Source organism: Tissierella sp. QWL-11 (genome assembly GCF_058683765.1).
In genome coordinates this window covers 2,506,796-2,527,281 of sequence record NZ_CM178750.1, presented here as the reverse complement: position 1 = coordinate 2,527,281, position 20,486 = coordinate 2,506,796, and the positions used below count along the sequence as shown (strand labels likewise).

Below are 20,486 nucleotides of genomic sequence, written 5' to 3'. Positions count from 1 at the left end.
GTGGATATATATGGTAAAAAAATTTCAGAAATAAGCTTACTATTAAATAGTGGTGAGATCACAAGTGAAGATCTAACAAAGGGAATTTTAGAAAAAGTAAAACAAAATAAATATGAAAATTATAGCGTGTTAAACCAAATGGCCTTAGAAGTAGCTAAAGAAGTAGATGAAAAGAAAAAAGAAGACAAAAAAGAAGAGAAAAACCTAAAAAGTTTAGCAGGAATTCCTGTAGCAGTAGAAGACAGTATATCTACAAGGGAGATTTTAACCCAATCAGGCTCTAAAATATTAGAAGGATATATTCCTGTATTTGATGCAGCAGTTATAGAAAAGTTATATGATGAAGATGCTATATTGATCGGTAAAGGGAAGATGGGAGAATTTGAGATTAATTCTTCTGAGGACTCCTTTAAAACTGCGAAGGCTGTAAAGGACAATGAAGCAATATTTGGAATAATGACAGATACAAAGGGTGAGGTTAGATTAGCTGCATCTAAATATGGAGTATTTGGATTTAGACCTACCTATGGACTAATATCTAGACATGGAATCATAGCCCGTGCATCTTCTTTAGATCAAATAGGGGTTGTTTCTAAAAATGTGGAAGACTTGGGACTTATCTTAAACAAAATAGTAGATAAGGATGAAAGAGACTCTGCATCAGTAGCTGTAGAAAATAAAAACTATGAAGATTTTAAAGAAGAAATAAAAGATATTAAAATAGGAATACTAAAAGAATATGAAGCTGAAAAACATGAAGAATTTAATCTTTTGATCAAAAATCTAAAGGAATTAGGAGCTAAAATAGAATATATAGATATCCCATCTGTAGAATATGCTAAGGCTTGTTATGAGATAATCTCTAGTGCAGAATTTACATCTAATTTGGCAAGATATGATGGAATAAGCTATGGATATAGAACAAAAGAATATGAAAATGTAGAAGAACTCTATAAAAATACTAGAACTGAAGGTTTTGGTTTAGAAGTAAAAGAAAAAATTCTATTTGGTAACTTTGTAGTTAGTAAAGAGAATTATGAGGACTACTATGAAAATGCTCAGAGATTGAGAACTAAATTAAAAGAAGAATTTGCAGAGCAATTTAAAGAGTTTGATTTAATCCTTACTAAAATGGATAATGAGTCAACACTAAGCTCAAACTTGGCAGGATTACCATCTATGTCTATTCCTTATCAAAGGGATATGGAAGATTCTGTAGGTTTCCAAATTATTGGAGATAAATTTAAAGAAGAAAAATTGTTAAACTTTGCATATAGTTATGAAAGAGAAATATTAGAAGTAGGAGGTACTAAATAATGGATAAGGATTATGAAATAGTAATGGGACTAGAAGTTCATGTAGAATTAAAGATAAATACTAAAATATTTTGTAATTGTTCCACAGAATTTGGTGGAGAGCCAAACAGTCACTGCTGTCCTGTGTGTTTAGGACTTCCTGGAAGCCTTCCAGTATTAAATGAAAAGGTAGTGGAATATGCAGTTAAAGCTGGACTTGCTACAAATTGTGAGATTACAAGACTTGGTAGGCAGGATCGTAAGCATTATTTTTATCCAGACTTGGGAAAGGCATATCAAATATCTCAAGATGGTCTTCCGATTTGCCATGATGGACATTTAGATATTGAAGTAGAAGGTGGTAAAAAGACAATAGGTATCACTAGAATTCATATAGAAGAAGATGCAGGAAAACTGGTACACAAAGAAGGCGTAGGAACTTTAATTGACAACAATAGAGCAGGTATGCCTCTAACAGAAATAGTATCAGAGCCGGACTTAAGATCTAAAGAAGAAGTTATAGCTTATCTTCAAAAGCTTAGGGCGATTTTAAGATATATAGATGTATCTGATTGTAAGATGAATGAAGGATCTATGAGGGCAGATGTAAATCTTTCTATTAGAAAAAAAGGTGAAAAAGAATTTGGAGTCAGAGTAGAGATGAAAAACCTAAATTCTTTCCAATCTATAATGAGAGCTATAGACTATGAATCTGAAAGACAGTTTAAAGCTATAAAAGCAGGAGAAAAATTAATTCAAGAGACTAGAAGGTTTGATCAAAATACAGGCAAAACTTATTCCATGAGACAGAAAGAAGATGCCCATGACTATAGATATCTTCCTGATCCAGATCTTATGAATATTAGAATAGAAGAAGAATGGATAGAAGAATTGAAAAACAACTTGCCAGAACTACCTGATACTAGAAAAGAAAAATATATGAAAGAATATGGTTTAAGCAGTTATGATGCAGAACAACTTATATCTTCTATAGAGTTGGCAGACTACTTTGAAAGGGCTGCAAAGCTTTCAAATGACACTAAGATATTAGCAAACCTTCTTATTTCAGAGGTATTTAGGCTTGTATCAGCAGATGAATTTGATGTACCATTTTCTCCCGAAGCCTTAAGTGAATTGGTAAACTTTATATACTCTGGTAGAGTGAGTATATCTGCTGGTAAAAAGATAATTGAAAAAATGTTTAAAGAAGAAAAATCACCAGATGAAATAATAACAGAATATGATTTAGAACAGATAAATGATGAGGAAATTTTATCTCCTATAGTAGATGAAGCTATAAAATCAAGTAAAAAAGCAGTAGAAGAATATAAATCTGGAAAGGAAAAGGCATTACAATCAATAGTGGGTAAGGTAATGGGTAAGACTAAGGGAAAAGCAAATCCAGGGCTTACAATAGAATTAATTCACAAAAAAATAAAAGAATAAAACTAGAACCAAGGTGATTATGATGTTACCCCCCAAATCCGGACACGGATTTAGGGGGTTTTATCATGTCTAAATATTCATTTAAGTTTAAGTTAGAAGTAGTGAAAGATTATTTAAGTGGAGAAACAGGTGGTTATGAATCTATAGCAAAAAAATACGCTATAACAAATTTTAGTCGAGTTAGGGATTGGGTTAAAAATTATGAAAGCTACGGAGAAGAAGGACTAAAAATAAAATCTACAAAAACTTTTTACTCTGGAGAATTTAAGCTACGTGTATTACAATATAGGCAATACCATAATTGCTCTTACAGAGAAGCTGCTAACCACTTTGGTATTAGCAATCAGGGTACGATTGCTAATTGGCAAAGGCAATACTTAGATGAAGGCTTCGAAGGGCTTAATAAGTCGATTGGGAGGCCTAGTACTATGTCTGAAAACAAGAAGAAAAAAGATGCTTTAAATCTCACCAAAAGCGATAAAGAAGAATTAATTAAATTAAGAGAAGAAAATGAATTTCTGAGAGCGAGCTTAGCATACGAAAAAAAGCTAAAAGCCTTAGTCCAAAAAAGAGAGCAAAAAACAAGGAAAAAACGAAAGTAATAATGGAATTAAGGCAGAAATTCCCTTCAATCAAATTGAGAATCTGGCTTAAGATAGCTAACTTGCCCAAAAGTTCATTCTATGAATGGGTAGAAAAACTAGAAACAGTTAACAAAGAAGAGTTAAAATTGATAAATATTATTAGAAATATATTTGAAGAATCAAATGAAACTTATGGATACAGAAGAATTACCATTGCTCTAAAACAAAAGGACTTAAAGATAAACCATAAAAGAGTATATAGAATCATGAAAGAGAATGATATGAAGTGCATAAAATTTTCCAGAAGATCTAGAGGTTATAGTTCTTTTAAAGGTGAAGTTGGAAAGATAGCAGAGAATAAATTAAATAGGCAATTCCAAGTAACAGTTCCTAATAAAGTATGGGTTACAGATGTAACTGAATTCAAAATCCAAGGCAGTAATCAAAAACTGTATCTATCACCTATTATGGATCTTTTTAACAACGAAATAATTTCATTTAATCTATCTACAGCTCCTACAGTAAAATTTACAACGGATGCCTTAGATAATGCTCTTAAAAAGCTTCCTAAGAAGCATCAATTAACAATTCACTCTGACCAAGGCTTTCATTATCAGCATGCTCAATGGGTGAAAAGATTAAAAAAGAGAAATATTGAACAAAGTATGTCTAGAAGAGGAAATTGTATAGATAACTCTCCAATGGAAAATTTCTTTGGGATATTGAAACAAGAAATGTACTATGGAGAAAAATTTACATCCATTAAGAAGTTAGAGAAAAAGATTACAGAATATATTAACTGGTATAATAACAAAAGAATAAAGAAGAAATTAAACGGCCTGTCACCTATTGAGTATAGGCAACAAGCCGCATAATTAAATATTATCCGAAAGTCCGGATTAAAGGGTTCACATCATTATCACCTTGGTTTTTTAAAAATGTGTCTATTCTGCCACTTTTGTTCTATCAAATATAAACTTTATAGAGTACAATCCTGCAAGACCCACTAAACCATATACTATTCTACTAAGTAGTGTAGTAGATCCTCCAAACAAAGTAGCCACTAAATCAAAATTAAAAAGAGCTATAAGTCCCCAATTTAGAGCACCTATTATCACAAGTACTAAAGCTGTTATATCCATTTTAAAATCTCCTTTCTTAATAATAAATTTTTATTCCTTTTTAGTATTTCCAAATAATAAAAAAATAATCAAATTATAGATTTAACTTATCTTACTAAAATGTAATGTAGATATTCACCAATTTGTAAGGATTACACTGTATAATTGAGTTAATAAGAAATAGGAGGCATATAAATGGAAATAGTAAGAGTTGAAAATCTAAATAAATCATATGGAAAGGGCGAGACGAAAGTAGATGCCTTAAAAAATATAAATTTAAAAATAAATCAAGGAGAATTTATTTCTGTAGTAGGGGCAAGTGGCTCAGGCAAATCTACTCTATTACATCTTTTGGGTGGAGTAGATAAGCCTACAAGTGGTAAGGTAAACATAGATGGAGAAGACATCTATAGTTTAAATGAAAGAGAGCTTGCAATATTTAGAAGAAGAAAAATAGGATTTATATTTCAATTTTATAATTTAGTACCAGTCTTAACAGCTGAGGAAAATATGTTGTTACCAATGCTTTTAGATAGTAAAAAAGTAGATAAAAAGCATTTTAAAGAATTAATCCACATCCTTGGGTTAGAGGATAGAAAAGATCATCTTCCAAATCAATTATCTGGAGGTCAACAACAAAGAGTTTCCATAGGTAGGGCATTAGCTTATAATCCATCTATAGTCCTTGCAGATGAACCTACTGGTAATTTAGATAGCAAAAATAGTAAAGAAATTATGGATCTTTTAAGGTTTTCTGTAAAAAAATATAATCAAACTCTAATACTAATAACTCATGATTTAGAAATTGCAGCTACAGCTGATAGGGTATTTACTATGGAAGATGGAATACTCATAGAAGAGAAGGTGAGTAATAATGAAGAACTATAAGGAAATGACATATAGATATTTAAAGGGACAAAAAAATAGAACCCTACTCACCATAATTGGTATAATATTGTCTGTAGCCTTGGTAACTGCAATAGGAACTATGATAGTCTCTGTTAGAGGAGCTTTAATAAAAGAGGCAATGAGAGAATCAGGTTCTTTTCATACTTCCTTTATAGATATAGATAGACAAACTAAAGACAAAGTTATAAATCATGTAGATGTAGATGATTATGGTATAAGCAAAGATGTAGGATCAATTCCTATTAAGGAAACTACAGAAATCGAAAGAGATAACTATGGAACAGATATACCATATAGATATATAGAAGTTTCTGAGTATGATAAAAATGCAATAGATATGAATCCAATAAATATAAAGGAAGGAAGATTGCCAGAAACCCCAGATGAAATAGCAATAGAATATTGGCTACTGGATTACTTTGACAAAGAAATAAAATTAGGAGATATGATAAGCTTTCCTGTAGGAGAAAGATTAGTCATGGAAGATGATTCTACAGAACAAATGACAAAAGAAACTTTCAAAAAGACTGGAGAAAAACAGTTTAAATTAGTAGGACTTACAGAGCCAAGATATGTATGGAGAGGACTTTTAGTTACTCAAGGGATCACAGGCTTTGACCATACAAATGATGATGGAGATTATAATATTTATTTTAAATTAGATAATGTAAAAAATGCCTATGAAAAGGTACAAGGTATAGCTGATGATGTAGGAGTAAGTGAAGAGCATATATCATATAACAATAATCTCTTAAGATTATCTGGAGAAAGTATAAGCAGTAAGTTAAATAATTCTCTAGGAGCTTTAATCTTATTTATAGTAATTTTAATAGTGGTATCTACAGTAGCAGTAATATATAATGCTTTTAATATATCTGTAATAGAGAGAATATCACAATTTGGATTATTAAGGTCCATAGGGGCAACTCCAAACCAGATAAAGGGGATAATATTTAAAGAGGCAGCTATCTTAAGTATTATAGCTATACCTTTAGGACTATTTTCGGGAGTATTTGCTATGAAGGTTGTCTTATGGGTAATAGCTGGTATAAGTGCAGATGTAGTTTTATTTAAAGACATGACAATAATGATTTCGCCAATTGTCTTTTTAATAAGTAGTATAGTCGGAGTATTTACTATATTTTTATCTGCAAGAGGACCAGCAAGAAGAGCAGCAAAAATATCTCCTTTAGAAGCTGTTAGAAATATAGAAGATATAAAAAAAGAAAAGATTAAAAGAACAAAAAATACATCTATAATAAGAAAGATGCTAGGGATTGAAGGCGAAATTGCCTATAAAAACTTAAATAGAAACAAAAAGAGATTTGTTATAACTGTATTTTCTATGGTCTTAAGCATAGCTTTATTTATCACATTTTCCACATTTTCAGACTTTATGTTTAAATCTGGGATAGTAGATTTAGGGGAGAGAACAGACTTTCAACTATATGGAAATGTGGAAGGAAAAGAAGAAGATATCTATCAAAAATTAGCTAATGATGAAAATATAGAAAGAGTTTATAAAATTGAAGGTACAAATGGAGAAGTTGTTCTTAATCCTAATAAAATAAATAAAACTATGATAGATTTAGCCCCGTATATGTTCCAGGAAAACGAAAATGGAGATATTCAAGTTCCAAATGTAACAATCTATACTATTGGGGATGAAAACCTTGAGATACTTGAAGATTTATTAGTTCAGGGAACTGTAGATGTAGATAAATTAAATGAAGAAAATGGTGTATTAGTTATAAACAATACTAGAGCAACAAAAGAGGATTCTAATTCTACAGTTTTAATGAAGGGATATAATTTAAAGGTGGAGGATGAGATTCCGTTTTTCAACTATAGGCATGAAGATGAAGAAAATAATTATAAAGATCTAAAGGTATTAGGCGTTCTAGAAAAAGGTATATTAAGCACAGAGTATGGTGAAAATAGCAGTATAAACATAATAACTACTGAAAAAGTATTCAAAGAAGTTTATGAGAGAGAAAACTCATCAGATAAGTATATAACTATGTATATACAAAAGTCTGAAGATGGAGATAAAGAGAAAATTGTAGAGCTTCTAAAAGATATAAATAAGGAAGATCCAGGGCTTAATTTTATAGATTATGCTAAAATGGCAGAGGGAAATAGGAATATGAGTATTATAATGAGTATATTCTTATATGGATTTGTAGCTATAATATCTATAATAAGTTCTATAAATATAATAAATACAATAAGCACAAATATTATGTTACGAACAAGAGAAATATCTATGGTAAAAGCAGTAGGTATGACCAATAGAGGAATAGAGAAGATGATTGCATTTGAGGGGATTTTTTATGGGATATATGCTAGTATATTTGGAGGTATAATTGGAGTTGGACTTTCATATATATTGTTTAGAATAGTAGGTGGAATAAGTGAATTTGAATATCAACTTCCCTGGCAAAATGTGTTAATAGCTTGTCTTGGTGCAATATTAATAGCTCTACTTTCAGGAGTATATCCTCTAAAGAGGATAAATGATAAAATAATAGTAGAAAATATGAAAAAAGAAAATTAATTTTTTAAAACACTGTCAATAGTCAGTGAAAATGTCACCTAAAAGTATAAAGCTTTATTCAATGAAAATGTCACTATTAGTATTTAGAAGAATCGCATTTATTCCACGCTCCTATTGACATGGGGCCCCTAACCCCTCTGGACACCCATCTATGTCGAAAATAATCTGTAGCAGTCGGTATTTCCGCCTCAAGATTTTACCAGAGGGGTCTACCCCATATCAATAGGCTTTCGCGGCATAAACGATTAAATACTTGTATTTATGAATTTCCAATTTAAAATAGGCATAAGAAAATAAACCCTTGAAAAAGAGCCTTAAAATGAAGTATGATATTCTAAAGAGTAAATCTCTTTACCCCCATGCCCTAGTGGAGTTGAACAATCCTTTTAAGATCTCATCGATCTCTGTATCTGGTTCATACAGACTGTTCTCTCTATAGGGTATGGTTTTTTTATCTAAATCTACCCTCCAAGGATGATTTTTAGATGGTTTAGCTTTACAAATCTTTTCCTTAGGATGATGAGAAATTGCCTTTTTAGGTCGTTCCTTCAACTCTCTTGTATCGTAAACTAGACCTGAATACATAGCTTTCACTCCAATTTTATCGCTAGTCAAAACGGTTAATTTAGCTTTTGGTAATGCACTAGATTTTTTATCATTTTTCACAATTTGATAATACTTTCCACCATAAGAAAAAGCAGAACCTTCAATAATAGTGCGCTCTTGTTTAATACAAAGAATATAATCAAGATTAATACTAGAATCTAAACTTCTAAATGCAGAAGTACTATCTTCAGGAGAAACCCCAAATTTTTTGTTGTACTTAATCATAAACTCAGATAAAAAAGAATTAGCCTGTTCAATAGTTTTAATACCATGTATTTTAAATTCTACAGGTAATCTACTTTGAAGAGTACCCCATAGCCTTTCAATTCGGCCCTTAGCTTGTGGAGAATATGCCTTGATAGTATTAATACCTAACTCCTCCATAGCCCTACCAAACTGAGTTAAATTAACAGTTTTTCCTTCTAATTGATCCTCAATAGATAATTTATCATAATTACGAGGCACAAATACTGCATGACGATCGCAATAAAGACTAGTAGGAATACCATGATTAGAAACTATTTGTCTAACTATCTCAAAATACCCTTCCATACACTCATTAGGAGTAAAATAAAGAGCTAGAATTTCGCCAGTAGCATCATCAATAGCACCATGAATATCAAAAGAATCACCACCAATAATCCACTTATGTGGCGAAGCATCAATTTGAACCAACATTCCTTTTTGAGGTTTTCTTTTTCTGCGATAGTGAACCCTTCGCTTACGATGTTTTTTAGGGCTTTTAATACCAGCCTTAGTTAAAATTCTATGCACAGTAGGATAACTAATTATTATACTTTCATGTTCTTCTATTAACTCATGAAAATGATTAAAATTAGCTTCTTTGTACTTTGTTTGTTTCAGTTTAACAATTAAATTCTTAATATCATCCGTTGTAGCATGCTTTGGCTTTCTACCTCTATTTTTATGGATAATGAACCCAGGTCCTTCACTCTTAACTCCCTTCTTTAACCTTAATACTTGCCGTTCACTTAAGTTCAAAAGTTCAGCAGCTTCACGAATAGTTAATACTTCATCAATAGTTTGATTGATGACTCTAAGCCTAGAGATTTCTTTTTGTGTCATATTAAATATTTCCTTTCTCATACTGACATTTTATCAGAATAATTTTAATATGACATTATCATAGAATAACTACATTAATTTTTTAAAACACTTTACATTTTAAAACATATAGTATATAATAAGTATTAATTTAAAACAGATAATAAAAACTTAGAAAAGGAAAGTAGCTTTGAAAAGCTTTTACAGCGAGTTCCAGTAGGTGAAAGGGAACAAAGTAGATTAAAGTGAAGAGGACCTTAGAGTTTTGCACCGAAGTTGATTAGGCTGCAACGGGCTCACCCGTTATAGTGATAGGGTATATTTATATGTACCTAAAGAGGTCTATATTGCGAAATATAGATAAAATAGGATGGCAACGCGAAGAGTAACTCTCGTTCCTAAGATTAATTTCTTAGGAATGGGAGTTTTTTTAATTCCTAAGGACAAAAGAAAGATTTAAAATAAATAAAACTAAATGGAGGTAAGATTATGGAAAATGTAAACACAAACAAAAAAAATTATTCGATAGGAGATTATTTAAAATTTATAATTCCATCAATACTAGGTGTACTTCTATTGATGGTGCCATTCCAATATGATGGTGGGACTACTATAGTAGTAGCTCTTTTAGCAAGTAAAATGACTTCAGCACTATCAGGAATATTACCAGCAGTGGTGCTTGGATTTGTAGCACTTACTGCAGTGGCAACTATATCCTATAAGCTGTTTCAACCAAGTTTTATAAAAAATAGCCAGTTTTTAACAGGATTATTTGATGTTTCACCATTTTGGGTAGGAGTTAGAATTGTAGGATTTGTATTAACTACTATGGTATTTTTTGAATTAGGACCAGAGTATGTATGGGCAGAGTTTACAGGAGGACTTATTTTACATGATTTGATTTTAACACTTTTTACAATGTTTTTATTTGCAGGATTTTTATTACCATTCTTAACAGATTTTGGACTTTTGGAATTTGTAGGGGTACTTTTAACACCAGTAATGAGACCTTTATTTGGTCTACCAGGTAGATCATCAATAGACTGTGTGGCTTCATGGATAGGTGATGGAACGATAGGTGTAGCTTTAACTAATAGACAATATACAGAAGGATATTATACAGGGAAAGAATCAGCAGTTATAGCAACTACTTTTTCAGCAGTATCTATTACATTTTGTCTAGTAGTTTTAAGTCAAGTAGATCTTGTTCACTTATTTGGTCCATATTATTTAACAATACTTTTAACTGGAATAGTAGCAGCAATTATTATGCCGAAGATTCCACCATTATCTAATAAAAGTAATGACTATTATAATGGAAAAAAAGCAGAAATAGGTGAGATTGTACCTGATGGTTATACAAATGGTCAATGGGGATTACATTTAGCTATTAAAAAAGCAGAAAAAAGTGGAAATGTAAAGGGATTTCTAACAAATGGAATAAAGACAGTATTGGATATGTGGTTTGGAGTATTACCAGCTATAATGGCCTTTGGAACCATAGCTCTTATAATAGCAGAGTTTACACCGGTATTTGCTTGGTTGGGAATGCCATTTATACCACTATTAAAATTATTACAAGTTCCATATGCAGTTGAAGCATCTCAAACAGTAATGGTAGGATTTGCAGATATGTTCTTGCCATCAGTAATAGGGGCAAGTATTCCAAGTGAATTAACTAGATTTGTAGTAGCAACTTTATCAGTTACACAACTTGTATATTTATCAGAAGCTGGGGCAGTAATTTTAGGTTCGAAAATTGATATATCACCATTGGATTTATTCATCATATATATTGAAAGAACATTGATTACTTTACCGATAATCGTCTTAGTAGCTCACATAATATTTTAGGAGGTAAAAAATGGTGAATCTAGAAGATGTAAAAGCAGCAAAAAATAGGATACAGGAGTATGTCTATCATACTCCTTTGCAGAAATCTATTGATTTAAGTGATGAAAATACAAATATATATCTTAAATTAGAAAATCAACAAAAGTTAAAATGTGCAAAGCTTAGAGGGGCCTTAAGTAAGATTACAAGTTTGAGTGAAGAAGAAAGAGAAAAGGGTGTAGTCGCAGTTTCTTCGGGAAATCATGGAGCTGCAGTAAGTTATGCTAGTATGCTACTTGAAATAAAAAATTCAAAAGTATATGTGCCGGAAACTACTCCCAGTAGTAAAGTGGAGAAAATAGCCTTTTATGGGGCGGATGTGGAAAAAATAGGTAAAAATTATGATGAAGCCCATGTAATGGCAGATGAAAAGATAAAAAGAAGTGGCCAAGTTTTTATAGATCCATGTTCTGACCCTGTTGTAATAGCAGGTCAAGGAACTATAGCCTTAGAAATCCTAGAAGAACAACCTGATATAGATGTAATTCTAGCTCCAATCGGTGGAGGGGGGATTTCTACAGGGATAAGTATAGGGGCAAAAGGGATTAATAAAGACATAAAAGTCATAGGATTGCAAACTGCAGCCTGCCCTGCAATGGTAGCTGCTCTAAGGGATAAAAAATTCTATGAGACTTATCCAAATGAAGAGTCCATATGTGATGCCCTAATAGGAGGAGTAGGAGAGCTCCCTTATGAAATGGCAGAGGAATATATAGATGATATTATAGTCGTAGAAGAACAGGATATAAAAGAGGCAGTAAAGTTTTTAATTAAAAAAGAAAAGACAATAGCAGAACCTTCAGGAGCTATAGGCGTAGCAGCAGTTTTGAAAAATCCAGAAATGTTTAAAGGGAAAAATGTAGCTGTGGTACTCACTGGAGGAAATATAGATGAAGAATTAATATTGGAATTATTATACGAAAAATAAAAGGAAAGACAAGAGCTAGGAAGAAAAAATCTTCCTAGCTTTTTAATCTAAAATCTCTTTTACTATATTGATTTGGATAGTCAATTTCTATCTAATTTAACAAAAAATATCCATTGTATTAATTAAAACTACAAGGTTCTATAATTTAATGTCTAATTATTTACTAAAAAATTAAGGAAGTTTTAGTGATTAGATAGGTTATGATAAAAATGAGGGTGCTATACAGTATAATTTATAATTTTCAAACTAATCTAAAAAAGTTCTTGTAAATTTTAGGAAGATATGCTAAAATAAGTTTAGGATGATAAATTGCAAAACTAACAAATCATTTATATAATTGTTCGCACTTGTTGTTTCAGGTGGATAAACATCGTCGATAACAAGGCCAATGAAATGTGAAGACATTTTTATGGCCTTATTTTTTTATGCTTAATACCTACATAAAAATGTATTAATAGGGGTTGTAAGGTTATGTAACTGGATAAAAATCTTAGATATTAAGGGAGGGGGATAATAGAAAATATATGTCTAAGGTATGTTTAATTTAATCTTAGGATTACAAAGAATTATAAAAAATAATGGAGGAACCAAAATGAAAAAAAGATTTCTATCCATATTTTTAATATTAGCTTTGTTTATACCACTATCTACACCACTTTTTGCAATGGGCAATGCTATGACAGGGAAGATTTTCAATGCAGTTTACCTTGGTGTTGTAGGCTACAATACTGTAGATTCTGATTATAAGGATAACTTTGAACATCGATTTAGTGTAGATGGAGATGAAGTGATTTTTAAGATATCTAATAAAAATGACTATGCTATTAATAATTTATTAGCCGAAGGATATGTATTTGATTTATCTGTTGATGAGAATAATACAATTGTGGATGTCAGAATACCTGAACCATCAGCAATTGGTACTATTGAAGCAGTTAATAATAATAAAATAAAAGTAGATGGTGTTAACATTAAGGTTGGTGATGGTACTGATGTATACGAAATTACTACTATGCCTGGTGGTGCAAAAGTTAAGCAAGCATCTTTAGAAGTAGGTAAAACTGTAAAAGTATACGGTGATCCAGCAGATGTTGTGTATCTAACTTTTGTTGCAGAATCATATAAAACACCGGTAAGTGGCACTGCTGGTCACCGTACGCTCAAGAACTTTCTAGCAACTGCTATGGAGCCAGTAGGAATAGCTTTATATATTTATGGTGGTGCTTGGGATTGGCAGGATGTAGGTTCTAGCAATCAAGCAACTACAATTGGACTATCTCAAACCTGGATAGATTTCTTCCAATCAAATGATGGTACCTTCACTTATAGAAATAATAATGATTATGCTAAGAGCTATTATCCACATAATAGATATATTCAGTATTATTATGCTGGAATGGACTGTTCAGGATATGTTGGTTGGGCAATGTACAATATAATGAATAATAAAAACGGTGGAGAAGGATTTGTAGAGCCTGCTAGCACAATGGCTAGAACATTTTCTGAAACCCATAATTATGGAACTTATACTCAAGACTTTACAAGCTATGACTTTAAACCAGGAGATATTTTTAGTATGGCAGGTCATGTTTGGATTTGTTTAGGTGTATGTGATGATGGTAGTTTGGTAATATTGCACTCTACACCATCTGATAGTTATAGTGGCAATCCTGGAGGTGGCGTTCAAATAAGCGGTATTGGTGAAAGTGAAGACTGTGAAGCTTATGTTCTTGCACAAGAATATATGGAACGTTATTTTTCTGAATGGAGCAGTAGATATCCAGCAATATTTAAATCTTATGATATCTACACTGATATGCCAAATAATTATACCGGGAAGTTCTCATGGAATTTAGATGAAACTGGATTACTAGATCCTGATGGTTATGCAGAAATGCCAGCGGAAGAAATTTTAAAGGATCTCTTTAATGAAAATATAAAATTTAAAGGCAATGATATGGTTGAAAAAGCTACTGAACTTGGAATTACTCCAGGAAAGTTAAATTTAATTTATAAATTAATAGATGCTGCTGATGAGAAAATAGAAATAAATGTTGAGGATTGGACAGATAAATCTATTCAAGAAATTAAGAAAGAAATAAAATCTTATAAATAAGAATTGAGTACTATAAAAATACTCTTATAGGCCTTTTACACGCTAACTAATCACGAAATTCAAAAAATTACGAAATCTATCTTTACATGTTAACATGAATTATTTTTATAAAAGAGGAGATGAGCTCCAATGTATGATCTAGTGATTAATAATGGGTTAATTATTGATGGAACTGGAACTAGTCCTTATATGAGTAATATAGGAATAAAGGAACAGAAGATTAAATATATAGGTACTAAAAGAATTGTTGGTAGAAAAATTATTGATGCTGAAGGTTTAGTAGTATCTCCGGGTTTCATAGATCCCCATACTCATTCAGATACTAATTTTATTCTTGATAACAGATTAGAAAGCAAAGTTTTTCAGGGAGTAACAACAGAAGTTATTGGCAATTGTGGAATATCCTTATTTCCACTACCAGAAGAAGATTATTATGATCCTTTTGAGAAATATTGTTCTGGTCTTTTAGTAGGTGTAGATAAAACAAAAATTAAAATTAGAAATATTAATGATTATAAGATAACTTTTAATGATGTTAGAAATACCATTAACTGTGGAGTTTTGATTGGTCATGGAACAATAAGGATTTGTGCTTTAGGTTTTGAAGATAGAATCCCTACTACTAATGAAATTGAAATAATGAAAGAATTACTAGACTATGAATTAGAAAATGGTGCATTGGGAATGTCCTTGGGACTTATATATCCTCCAGGGAGTTTTGCCCTTAAAGAGGAGCTTATTGAATTAGCTAAAGTTATAAAAAAACATAATGGCATATTAACCGCACATATTAGAGATGAAAATGAGAATATATTTGAATCTATTAGAGAAATGGTAGATATTGCAGAAGCTACAAAAGTTCATGTTCATATATCTCATTTAAAGATCATAGGAAAGAAAAATTGGGGGAAAGCAAAGAAATTATTGGACTTAATTGAAACAGCTAATGGTAGAGGTCTTAATATTACATGTGATCAATATCCATATAATGCATCAAGTACTACACTTACAGCTTTAGTACCTTCATGGGCACATGAAGGAGGAATAAATAAAATGCTAGATAGATTGAATGGGAAATCTAATGAAATAGAACCACAAATCACAGAGCTTGTTAACAAAAGAGGTGGTGCTGATAGAATTAAAATTTCTTATACATATGGAAATAAGACAGAATATGAGGGTTTATTTCTTTCGGAACTATCTCAGATAATGAATTTAACTCCCGCTAAAACAATAATTAAGATTCTAAATGAAACAAAAGGCAAAGTAAATGCAGTGTATTTTGCAATGGCTGACGAGGATGTTGAATATATTTTATCACAGGAAAGCATAATTGTTGGAAGTGATGGTTATGGACTAGATTACTCCAATAAGAATAGTAATGGAGTGCCCCATCCTAGGAGTTTCGGCACTTTTCCTAGATTTATAAAATTATGCAGGGATCTTAAATTTGGTAACAAAGAAAACATTATTAAAAGAATTACAGGATTACCTGCTAAATATTTTAATTTAAAGAAAGTTGGTACTCTTATAGAAGATAACTATGCAGATATTACAATTTTTGACTGGGATAAATTCGAAGATATAGCTACATATGAAAATCCATTTCAAAAGCCAATTGGATTAAATCATGTGATAGTATCGGGAGAACCTGTTGTGTTAAATGGAGAACTTACTAATAATAGACCAGGGCGAATATTGTAATTGATGCATTACTATAGAATATTAATATATGAATAGAATAAATTAAATTTAATAATTGGAGGTGAGTATTAAATTTAATATGTTATTTAGTGTATTAATATGAATTTTAAAAATATAAAGGGGGAACTTAAAAATGGAAACTAGCGAATTAATTTTCAACTTACCACCAATTTTAGGGTTATTACCATTGATTATCTACATTATTTTGTCCTTTAGAGAGGAATCAAATCCAGTTGTAAACGTAGCAATATGTGTATTGATTGGAGCAATTATTGTAAAACAACCTATTCTTGAGTTAGGTTCTGTTATTGCAGGGTCAATGGGATCATTTTTAGCTCTTATCGGGTTTATTATAATTTTAGGTTCAGGGCTAGGTGCAGTTTTAAATAAAGCTGGAGTTGCAGAGAATCTGGTTCATTTGATGATGGATAAAATTGGAATAAATACTGAAAGAAAAGCTATAATTGGAACTATGGCAACATCAGCATTATTAGTTACCTTACTAGGAACTATGGCTGGTGCTAATGCAATAATAGCACCTATAGTAATTCCTTTAATTGCTACAATGGGTATAACACCAAGTACCCTTGGGCTTATATTTCAGGGTGCAGGTCAAACGGGACTCTTCCTTGGACCTTTTAGCCCTCCTATGGTAACTCTTATGGAGTTAACAGGTATGTCTTATGGTAAAATATTATTATATGCTGGTTTACCTGTTTCAATATGTATGTGGGTAGTTACTTATTTTATGGCTAAGCATGTTCAGAAAAAAACATTAGGAAAATATTCCTTTTCTATTGATGATAAGGATACTAATAAAGAGTATGTTGCAACCACTGAAACTAAGAGAGCAACAGCAGCATTTTTGATAACATTTTTACTGCTTATTATATACGGTATAGCAACAAAAGGTGGAGCTTCATATGCAGTTTTAATAATGATAACAGTTGCTGTTGTTACAGGCGTTGCAGCGGGTTTAAAGATAGGAGACATTGTAGATGCTTTTTTTGAGGGGATGTCAAGATTAATTTGGCTATTTGTAATGTTCATATTGTTTGAACCATTTTTAATGTTCGTTGAACAATCAGGTGCGTTTGATGCATTATTTGATTTATTACAACCACTTATTTCAAGTAGTGGTCAAATAATATTTGCTTTAGTAACAAGTATGATCGGTGTATTTGGAGTTAGCGGTGCTGCAGTTGCACAATCAATACTGATGAATGGTCTATTTGGAGCTATGGCAAGTGATTTAGGTATTCACATGGGACTCTGGGCAGCTGTATTATTAATTGGAAGTCAAATTACATCATTTGCTTATCCTGGTGGAGATATGCTTGGAGCTATGGGACTTGCACAATCTAAAGACGTAAAATCAATGCTAAAACTTGGTTATGCTATCATAATTGTATTGTTGTTACTTATAGTAGTCTTATCTTTAATACTCTAAAAGGGGGGATTTAATTGTTGGAAAAAAATATATTTACGATTCTTAGTGAATTTGAGGGAACAGTAGGATTATATTTTGAAGATCTTAGTACTGGTAAAAAGATATGTATAAACCCAGAGACTAGATTTTCCGCTGCAAGTACTATAAAAATTCCTCTTGTTGCACTTTTATTAATTCAAGCAAAACAAGGGATAATTAATTTAAATGATCAAGTTGAAATGGATGAAGTTAATAGGATAGGTGGCTCTGGAGTAATTAAGGAATTAGATAATAATTACAAACCTACTGTTATGGATTTAGCTAAATTAACTATAATATTAAGTGATAACGCTGCTACAAATCAATTAATTGATTTAGTAGGGGGAGCAGATAAGGTTAATAAGTTTTGTAATGATATAGGTATGTTAAATACAAAATTGCAAAGAAAAATGATGGATTTAAAATCACTTGAGTTAGGTAGAGATAATTTTACTACACCAAATGATATGGGTAAACTGTTAACTTTGTTAGCTAATGGTGAAATGTATTCAAAAGAAGTATCTAACATGCTAGTGGATATAATGAAAGCACAGCAATTAAATCAAAAGCTACCATACCTAATACCAGCACTAGAACCTGATGATCCTGCAGTTTATAGTACTGTAGTTGAAGAAGGAGCTGTAATAGTAGCTCATAAAACTGGAGAACTATGGAAGGCCCAACATGATGTTGGAATATTCATTTTACCAAATAATAGAAGGTATGTACTTGCTATATATACAAGTGATCTTTCTTCAGATAATGATGGAGTTAAAATAATTGCAAATCTATCAAAGGTAGTATATGATGGTATGAAAGATGCTTAAATTAATTTTAAATTATGTAGGTGATTAAATGTACCATAAAGATACTGTTTATGTAATAGGTCATGGAAAGACTAGTACTGAAAATGCTATCACAGAACAATTTAAGATATTTTTCATAGGTTTTGTTGTAGATACTGAAAATGATGAAGTAGTAGATCTTTCATGTTCAGCCACGATACCTATTACACAAGAGTTTATTGCATCTATATTTGTAGGGCTTAAATTTGATAGGTACAGGGAAGAATTAGAAGAAGAAGTGTTTAGAAGATACTTTGGGACTTCTCAAAAAGCCATAATAATAGCTTACAAAGATGCTTTAAAGAAATATAGGGAAGTTAAAAGCAAATATTATTAGATACTGCTTAAATTTTATAAATATATTATGAAAGATAATTAAGTAATATATTACATGATTTAAATCCAGTAGAAGCGAGTTTATAGTGCGCTTTTACTGGATTTTTATTTTGAAAGGGAGGATTTACAGATGAAAATTATAGATATTAAAATAGGACATATCTCGGTGCCTCTTAGGACACCATTTAAAACTGCTTTAAGGACTGTAGATAGTGTAGAAGATATTATAATTAGAATAGAAACTGATACAGGAAATATAGGATATGGTGAAGTTCCACCTACAGGAGTGATAACTGGAGATACAACTGGAGCAATAATAGGAGCAATAGAAAGCCATATTAAAAAGGCTTTAATCGGAATGGATATAGAAAATATAGAGGGAATAATGGATAGATTAGATAAGTCAATAGTAGGAAATACAAGCGCCAAAGCAGGTATTGATATTGGTATATATGATTTATATGGACAGCTATATAATGCGCCTGTACACAAATTATTGGGGGGATATCGTAAAGAAATTATTACAGATATAACTATAAGTGTAAACGAACCAGAGGAGATGGCTAAAGATAGTATAGATGCCATAAACAGAGGATATAAAACTTTAAAAATAAAAGTAGGTAATGATTCTAAAAAAGATATTGAAAGAATGAAGGCTATTAGAAAGGCTGTAGGTTATGATATAGATTTAAGAATTGATGCTAATCAGGGATGGAGTTATAAAGAAGCAATATATACTTTAAGAAAAATGGAGGATGCTGGACTAAATATTGAATTAGTAGAGCAACCTGTACCAGGACAAGATTTTGAAGGATTAAAGTTAGTAACTGACAATGTAAGTATTCCTGTTATGGCAGATGAAAGTGTATTTTCCCCTAGGGATGCTATGAAAATCATGGAAATGCGAGCAGCGGATTATATAAATATTAAGCTAATGAAAACAGGTGGCATTCACAATGCACTAAAGATATGTAATATTGCAGAAGTATATGGTATTGAGTGTATGATTGGATGTATGCTTGAAGCAAAGGTTAGTGTAAATGCTGCAGTTCATCTTGCAGCTGCCAAGAAAATAATAACAAAGATAGATTTAGACGGACCTATTTTATGTAGTGAAGATCCAATAGATGGAGGTTCAATCTTTGAAGAATCAAAGATTATATTAAGCAATGAACCAGGTTTTGGAATTAAACAAATTCATGGTGTTAGATATATTTAAATGAAAAAGAATGCTCTTTTGGGTAAAAATTATAATAATTTTAAAGCCTAATAAGAGTATTCTTTTATTAATATAATAAAGGTCTATTATTTCCTAGAATTTCTTCTATATGACTATACTCTGTTATAAGTCCAACCTCTTCAAAGGCGTGGGATTTATAGTAAATACTATGTAAGTCTTTTACAAGTTCTTCAGTATTTGTGGAATATATACACATATTGAGGGCATAACTATCCTGTTTTTAAATTCATAGTCTTAATCTTAAATTCTTTAAAATTTGACAAAATAATCATTAAGCAATTTAGAAAAGTAAAGTATTGTTTAGAGCAAATTTTTAGAGGTTGTGTCACAAATGTTTGACTTCTCCAGATAAAAGCAATAAAATAAATATTAT

The 20,486-nt window shown here is 31.2% G+C and carries 16 protein-coding genes and 1 other annotated feature; of the genes, 14 read left to right on the top strand and 2 right to left on the bottom strand.

Annotation, left to right across the window (positions count from 1 at the left end; genetic code table 11):
- The 4 genes from AC4PG3_RS12480 (at position 1) to AC4PG3_RS12465 (ending at position 4,200) form a co-directional block, all read left to right on the top strand.
- Positions 1–1,317: an amidase family protein gene (locus AC4PG3_RS12480; protein ID WP_492196954.1), complete on the top strand. Its 1,317-nt coding sequence runs from the start codon at positions 1–3 to the stop codon at positions 1,315–1,317.
- Entirely contained in the window at positions 1,317–2,741 is a 1,425-nt protein-coding gene (gene gatB / locus AC4PG3_RS12475; RefSeq protein WP_492196953.1) for an Asp-tRNA(Asn)/Glu-tRNA(Gln) amidotransferase subunit GatB, read from the top strand. Before AC4PG3_RS12480 ends, gatB begins: the two co-directional genes overlap by 1 nt.
- Before the next feature lie 65 nt (positions 2,742–2,806).
- A complete protein-coding gene (locus AC4PG3_RS12470; protein ID WP_492196023.1) occupies positions 2,807–3,343 on the top strand; it encodes a helix-turn-helix domain-containing protein in 537 nt (178 codons plus the stop codon).
- Positions 3,256–4,200: an IS3 family transposase gene (locus tag AC4PG3_RS12465; protein WP_492198188.1), complete on the top strand. Its 945-nt coding sequence runs from the start codon at positions 3,256–3,258 to the stop codon at positions 4,198–4,200. The genes AC4PG3_RS12470 and AC4PG3_RS12465 overlap by 88 nt, the downstream gene beginning before the upstream one ends.
- Positions 4,201–4,269: 69 nt before the next feature.
- Here AC4PG3_RS12465 and AC4PG3_RS12460 read toward each other — a convergent pair whose 3' ends face one another.
- Positions 4,270–4,467, bottom strand: coding sequence for a DUF378 domain-containing protein (locus AC4PG3_RS12460; protein WP_492196952.1), 198 nt, complete (start codon positions 4,465–4,467; stop codon positions 4,270–4,272).
- Positions 4,468–4,641: 174 nt separating this feature from the next.
- On the opposite strand from AC4PG3_RS12460, the gene AC4PG3_RS12455 reads away from it, so the two are divergent.
- Positions 4,642–5,334, top strand: coding sequence for an ABC transporter ATP-binding protein (locus AC4PG3_RS12455; protein ID WP_492196951.1), 693 nt, complete (start codon positions 4,642–4,644; stop codon positions 5,332–5,334).
- Positions 5,321–7,912 (top strand): FtsX-like permease family protein, encoded by a 2,592-nt coding sequence (locus AC4PG3_RS12450; RefSeq protein WP_492196950.1) that lies wholly within the window; start codon positions 5,321–5,323, stop codon positions 7,910–7,912. The genes AC4PG3_RS12455 and AC4PG3_RS12450 overlap by 14 nt, the downstream gene beginning before the upstream one ends.
- 351 nt (positions 7,913–8,263) lie before the next feature.
- Here AC4PG3_RS12450 and AC4PG3_RS12445 read toward each other — a convergent pair whose 3' ends face one another.
- Entirely contained in the window at positions 8,264–9,604 is a 1,341-nt protein-coding gene (locus AC4PG3_RS12445) for an ISNCY family transposase (protein WP_492196949.1), read from the bottom strand.
- A 142-nt stretch (positions 9,605–9,746) separates the two neighbouring features.
- Positions 9,747–9,986, top strand: a binding site (T-box leader).
- A gap of 86 nt (positions 9,987–10,072) precedes the next feature.
- Here AC4PG3_RS12445 and AC4PG3_RS12440 point away from each other — a divergent pair.
- The 8 genes from AC4PG3_RS12440 to AC4PG3_RS12405 all read left to right on the top strand — a co-directional run bounded on the left by AC4PG3_RS12440 (position 10,073) and on the right by AC4PG3_RS12405 (position 20,092).
- Entirely contained in the window at positions 10,073–11,437 is a 1,365-nt protein-coding gene (locus tag AC4PG3_RS12440) for a YjiH family protein (protein WP_492196948.1), read from the top strand.
- A gap of 10 nt (positions 11,438–11,447) precedes the next feature.
- Entirely contained in the window at positions 11,448–12,404 is a 957-nt protein-coding gene (locus tag AC4PG3_RS12435; protein ID WP_492196947.1) for a threonine ammonia-lyase, read from the top strand.
- 592 nt (positions 12,405–12,996) lie between these two features.
- Positions 12,997–14,520, top strand: coding sequence for a copper amine oxidase N-terminal domain-containing protein (locus tag AC4PG3_RS12430; protein ID WP_492196946.1), 1,524 nt, complete (start codon positions 12,997–12,999; stop codon positions 14,518–14,520).
- A gap of 129 nt (positions 14,521–14,649) precedes the next feature.
- On the top strand, positions 14,650–16,224 hold the full coding sequence (locus tag AC4PG3_RS12425) for an N-acyl-D-amino-acid deacylase family protein (RefSeq protein ID WP_492196945.1): 1,575 nt from the start codon (positions 14,650–14,652) through the stop codon (positions 16,222–16,224).
- Positions 16,225–16,357: 133 nt separating this feature from the next.
- Positions 16,358–17,674 carry a GntT/GntP/DsdX family permease gene (locus tag AC4PG3_RS12420; protein ID WP_492196944.1) on the top strand — a complete coding sequence of 439 codons (1,317 nt, stop codon included), beginning with the start codon at positions 16,358–16,360 and terminating at the stop codon, positions 17,672–17,674.
- Positions 17,675–17,688: 14 nt separating this feature from the next.
- The gene (locus AC4PG3_RS12415) at positions 17,689–18,519 is read left to right on the top strand and encodes a serine hydrolase (protein ID WP_492196943.1); all 831 of its coding nucleotides are present in this window, start codon (positions 17,689–17,691) and stop codon (positions 18,517–18,519) included.
- Between the two features lie 28 nt (positions 18,520–18,547).
- Entirely contained in the window at positions 18,548–18,874 is a 327-nt protein-coding gene (locus tag AC4PG3_RS12410) for a DUF3870 domain-containing protein (RefSeq protein WP_492196942.1), read from the top strand.
- 129 nt (positions 18,875–19,003) lie between these two features.
- Positions 19,004–20,092, top strand: coding sequence for a dipeptide epimerase (locus AC4PG3_RS12405; protein WP_492196941.1), 1,089 nt, complete (start codon positions 19,004–19,006; stop codon positions 20,090–20,092).
- Positions 20,093–20,486 lie beyond the last annotated feature (394 nt).

What these genes read in the sequence shown, in the direction of transcription:
- AC4PG3_RS12405 (WP_492196941.1), top strand. Translation starts at nt 19,004, where the DNA reads ATGAAAATTATAGATATTAAAATAGGACATATCTCGGTGCCTCTTAGG.
- AC4PG3_RS12460 (WP_492196952.1), bottom strand. Translation starts at nt 4,467, where the DNA reads ATGGATATAACAGCTTTAGTACTTGTGATAATAGGTGCTCTAAATTGG.
- AC4PG3_RS12420 (WP_492196944.1), top strand. Translation starts at nt 16,358, where the DNA reads ATGGAAACTAGCGAATTAATTTTCAACTTACCACCAATTTTAGGGTTA.
- AC4PG3_RS12410 (WP_492196942.1), top strand. Translation starts at nt 18,548, where the DNA reads ATGTACCATAAAGATACTGTTTATGTAATAGGTCATGGAAAGACTAGT.
- AC4PG3_RS12440 (WP_492196948.1), top strand. Translation starts at nt 10,073, where the DNA reads ATGGAAAATGTAAACACAAACAAAAAAAATTATTCGATAGGAGATTAT.
- AC4PG3_RS12435 (WP_492196947.1), top strand. Translation starts at nt 11,448, where the DNA reads ATGGTGAATCTAGAAGATGTAAAAGCAGCAAAAAATAGGATACAGGAG.
- AC4PG3_RS12445 (WP_492196949.1), bottom strand. Translation starts at nt 9,604, where the DNA reads ATGACACAAAAAGAAATCTCTAGGCTTAGAGTCATCAATCAAACTATT.
- AC4PG3_RS12470 (WP_492196023.1), top strand. Translation starts at nt 2,807, where the DNA reads ATGTCTAAATATTCATTTAAGTTTAAGTTAGAAGTAGTGAAAGATTAT.
- AC4PG3_RS12430 (WP_492196946.1), top strand. Translation starts at nt 12,997, where the DNA reads ATGAAAAAAAGATTTCTATCCATATTTTTAATATTAGCTTTGTTTATA.
- AC4PG3_RS12450 (WP_492196950.1), top strand. Translation starts at nt 5,321, where the DNA reads ATGAAGAACTATAAGGAAATGACATATAGATATTTAAAGGGACAAAAA.
- gatB (WP_492196953.1), top strand. Translation starts at nt 1,317, where the DNA reads ATGGATAAGGATTATGAAATAGTAATGGGACTAGAAGTTCATGTAGAA.
- AC4PG3_RS12455 (WP_492196951.1), top strand. Translation starts at nt 4,642, where the DNA reads ATGGAAATAGTAAGAGTTGAAAATCTAAATAAATCATATGGAAAGGGC.
- AC4PG3_RS12425 (WP_492196945.1), top strand. Translation starts at nt 14,650, where the DNA reads ATGTATGATCTAGTGATTAATAATGGGTTAATTATTGATGGAACTGGA.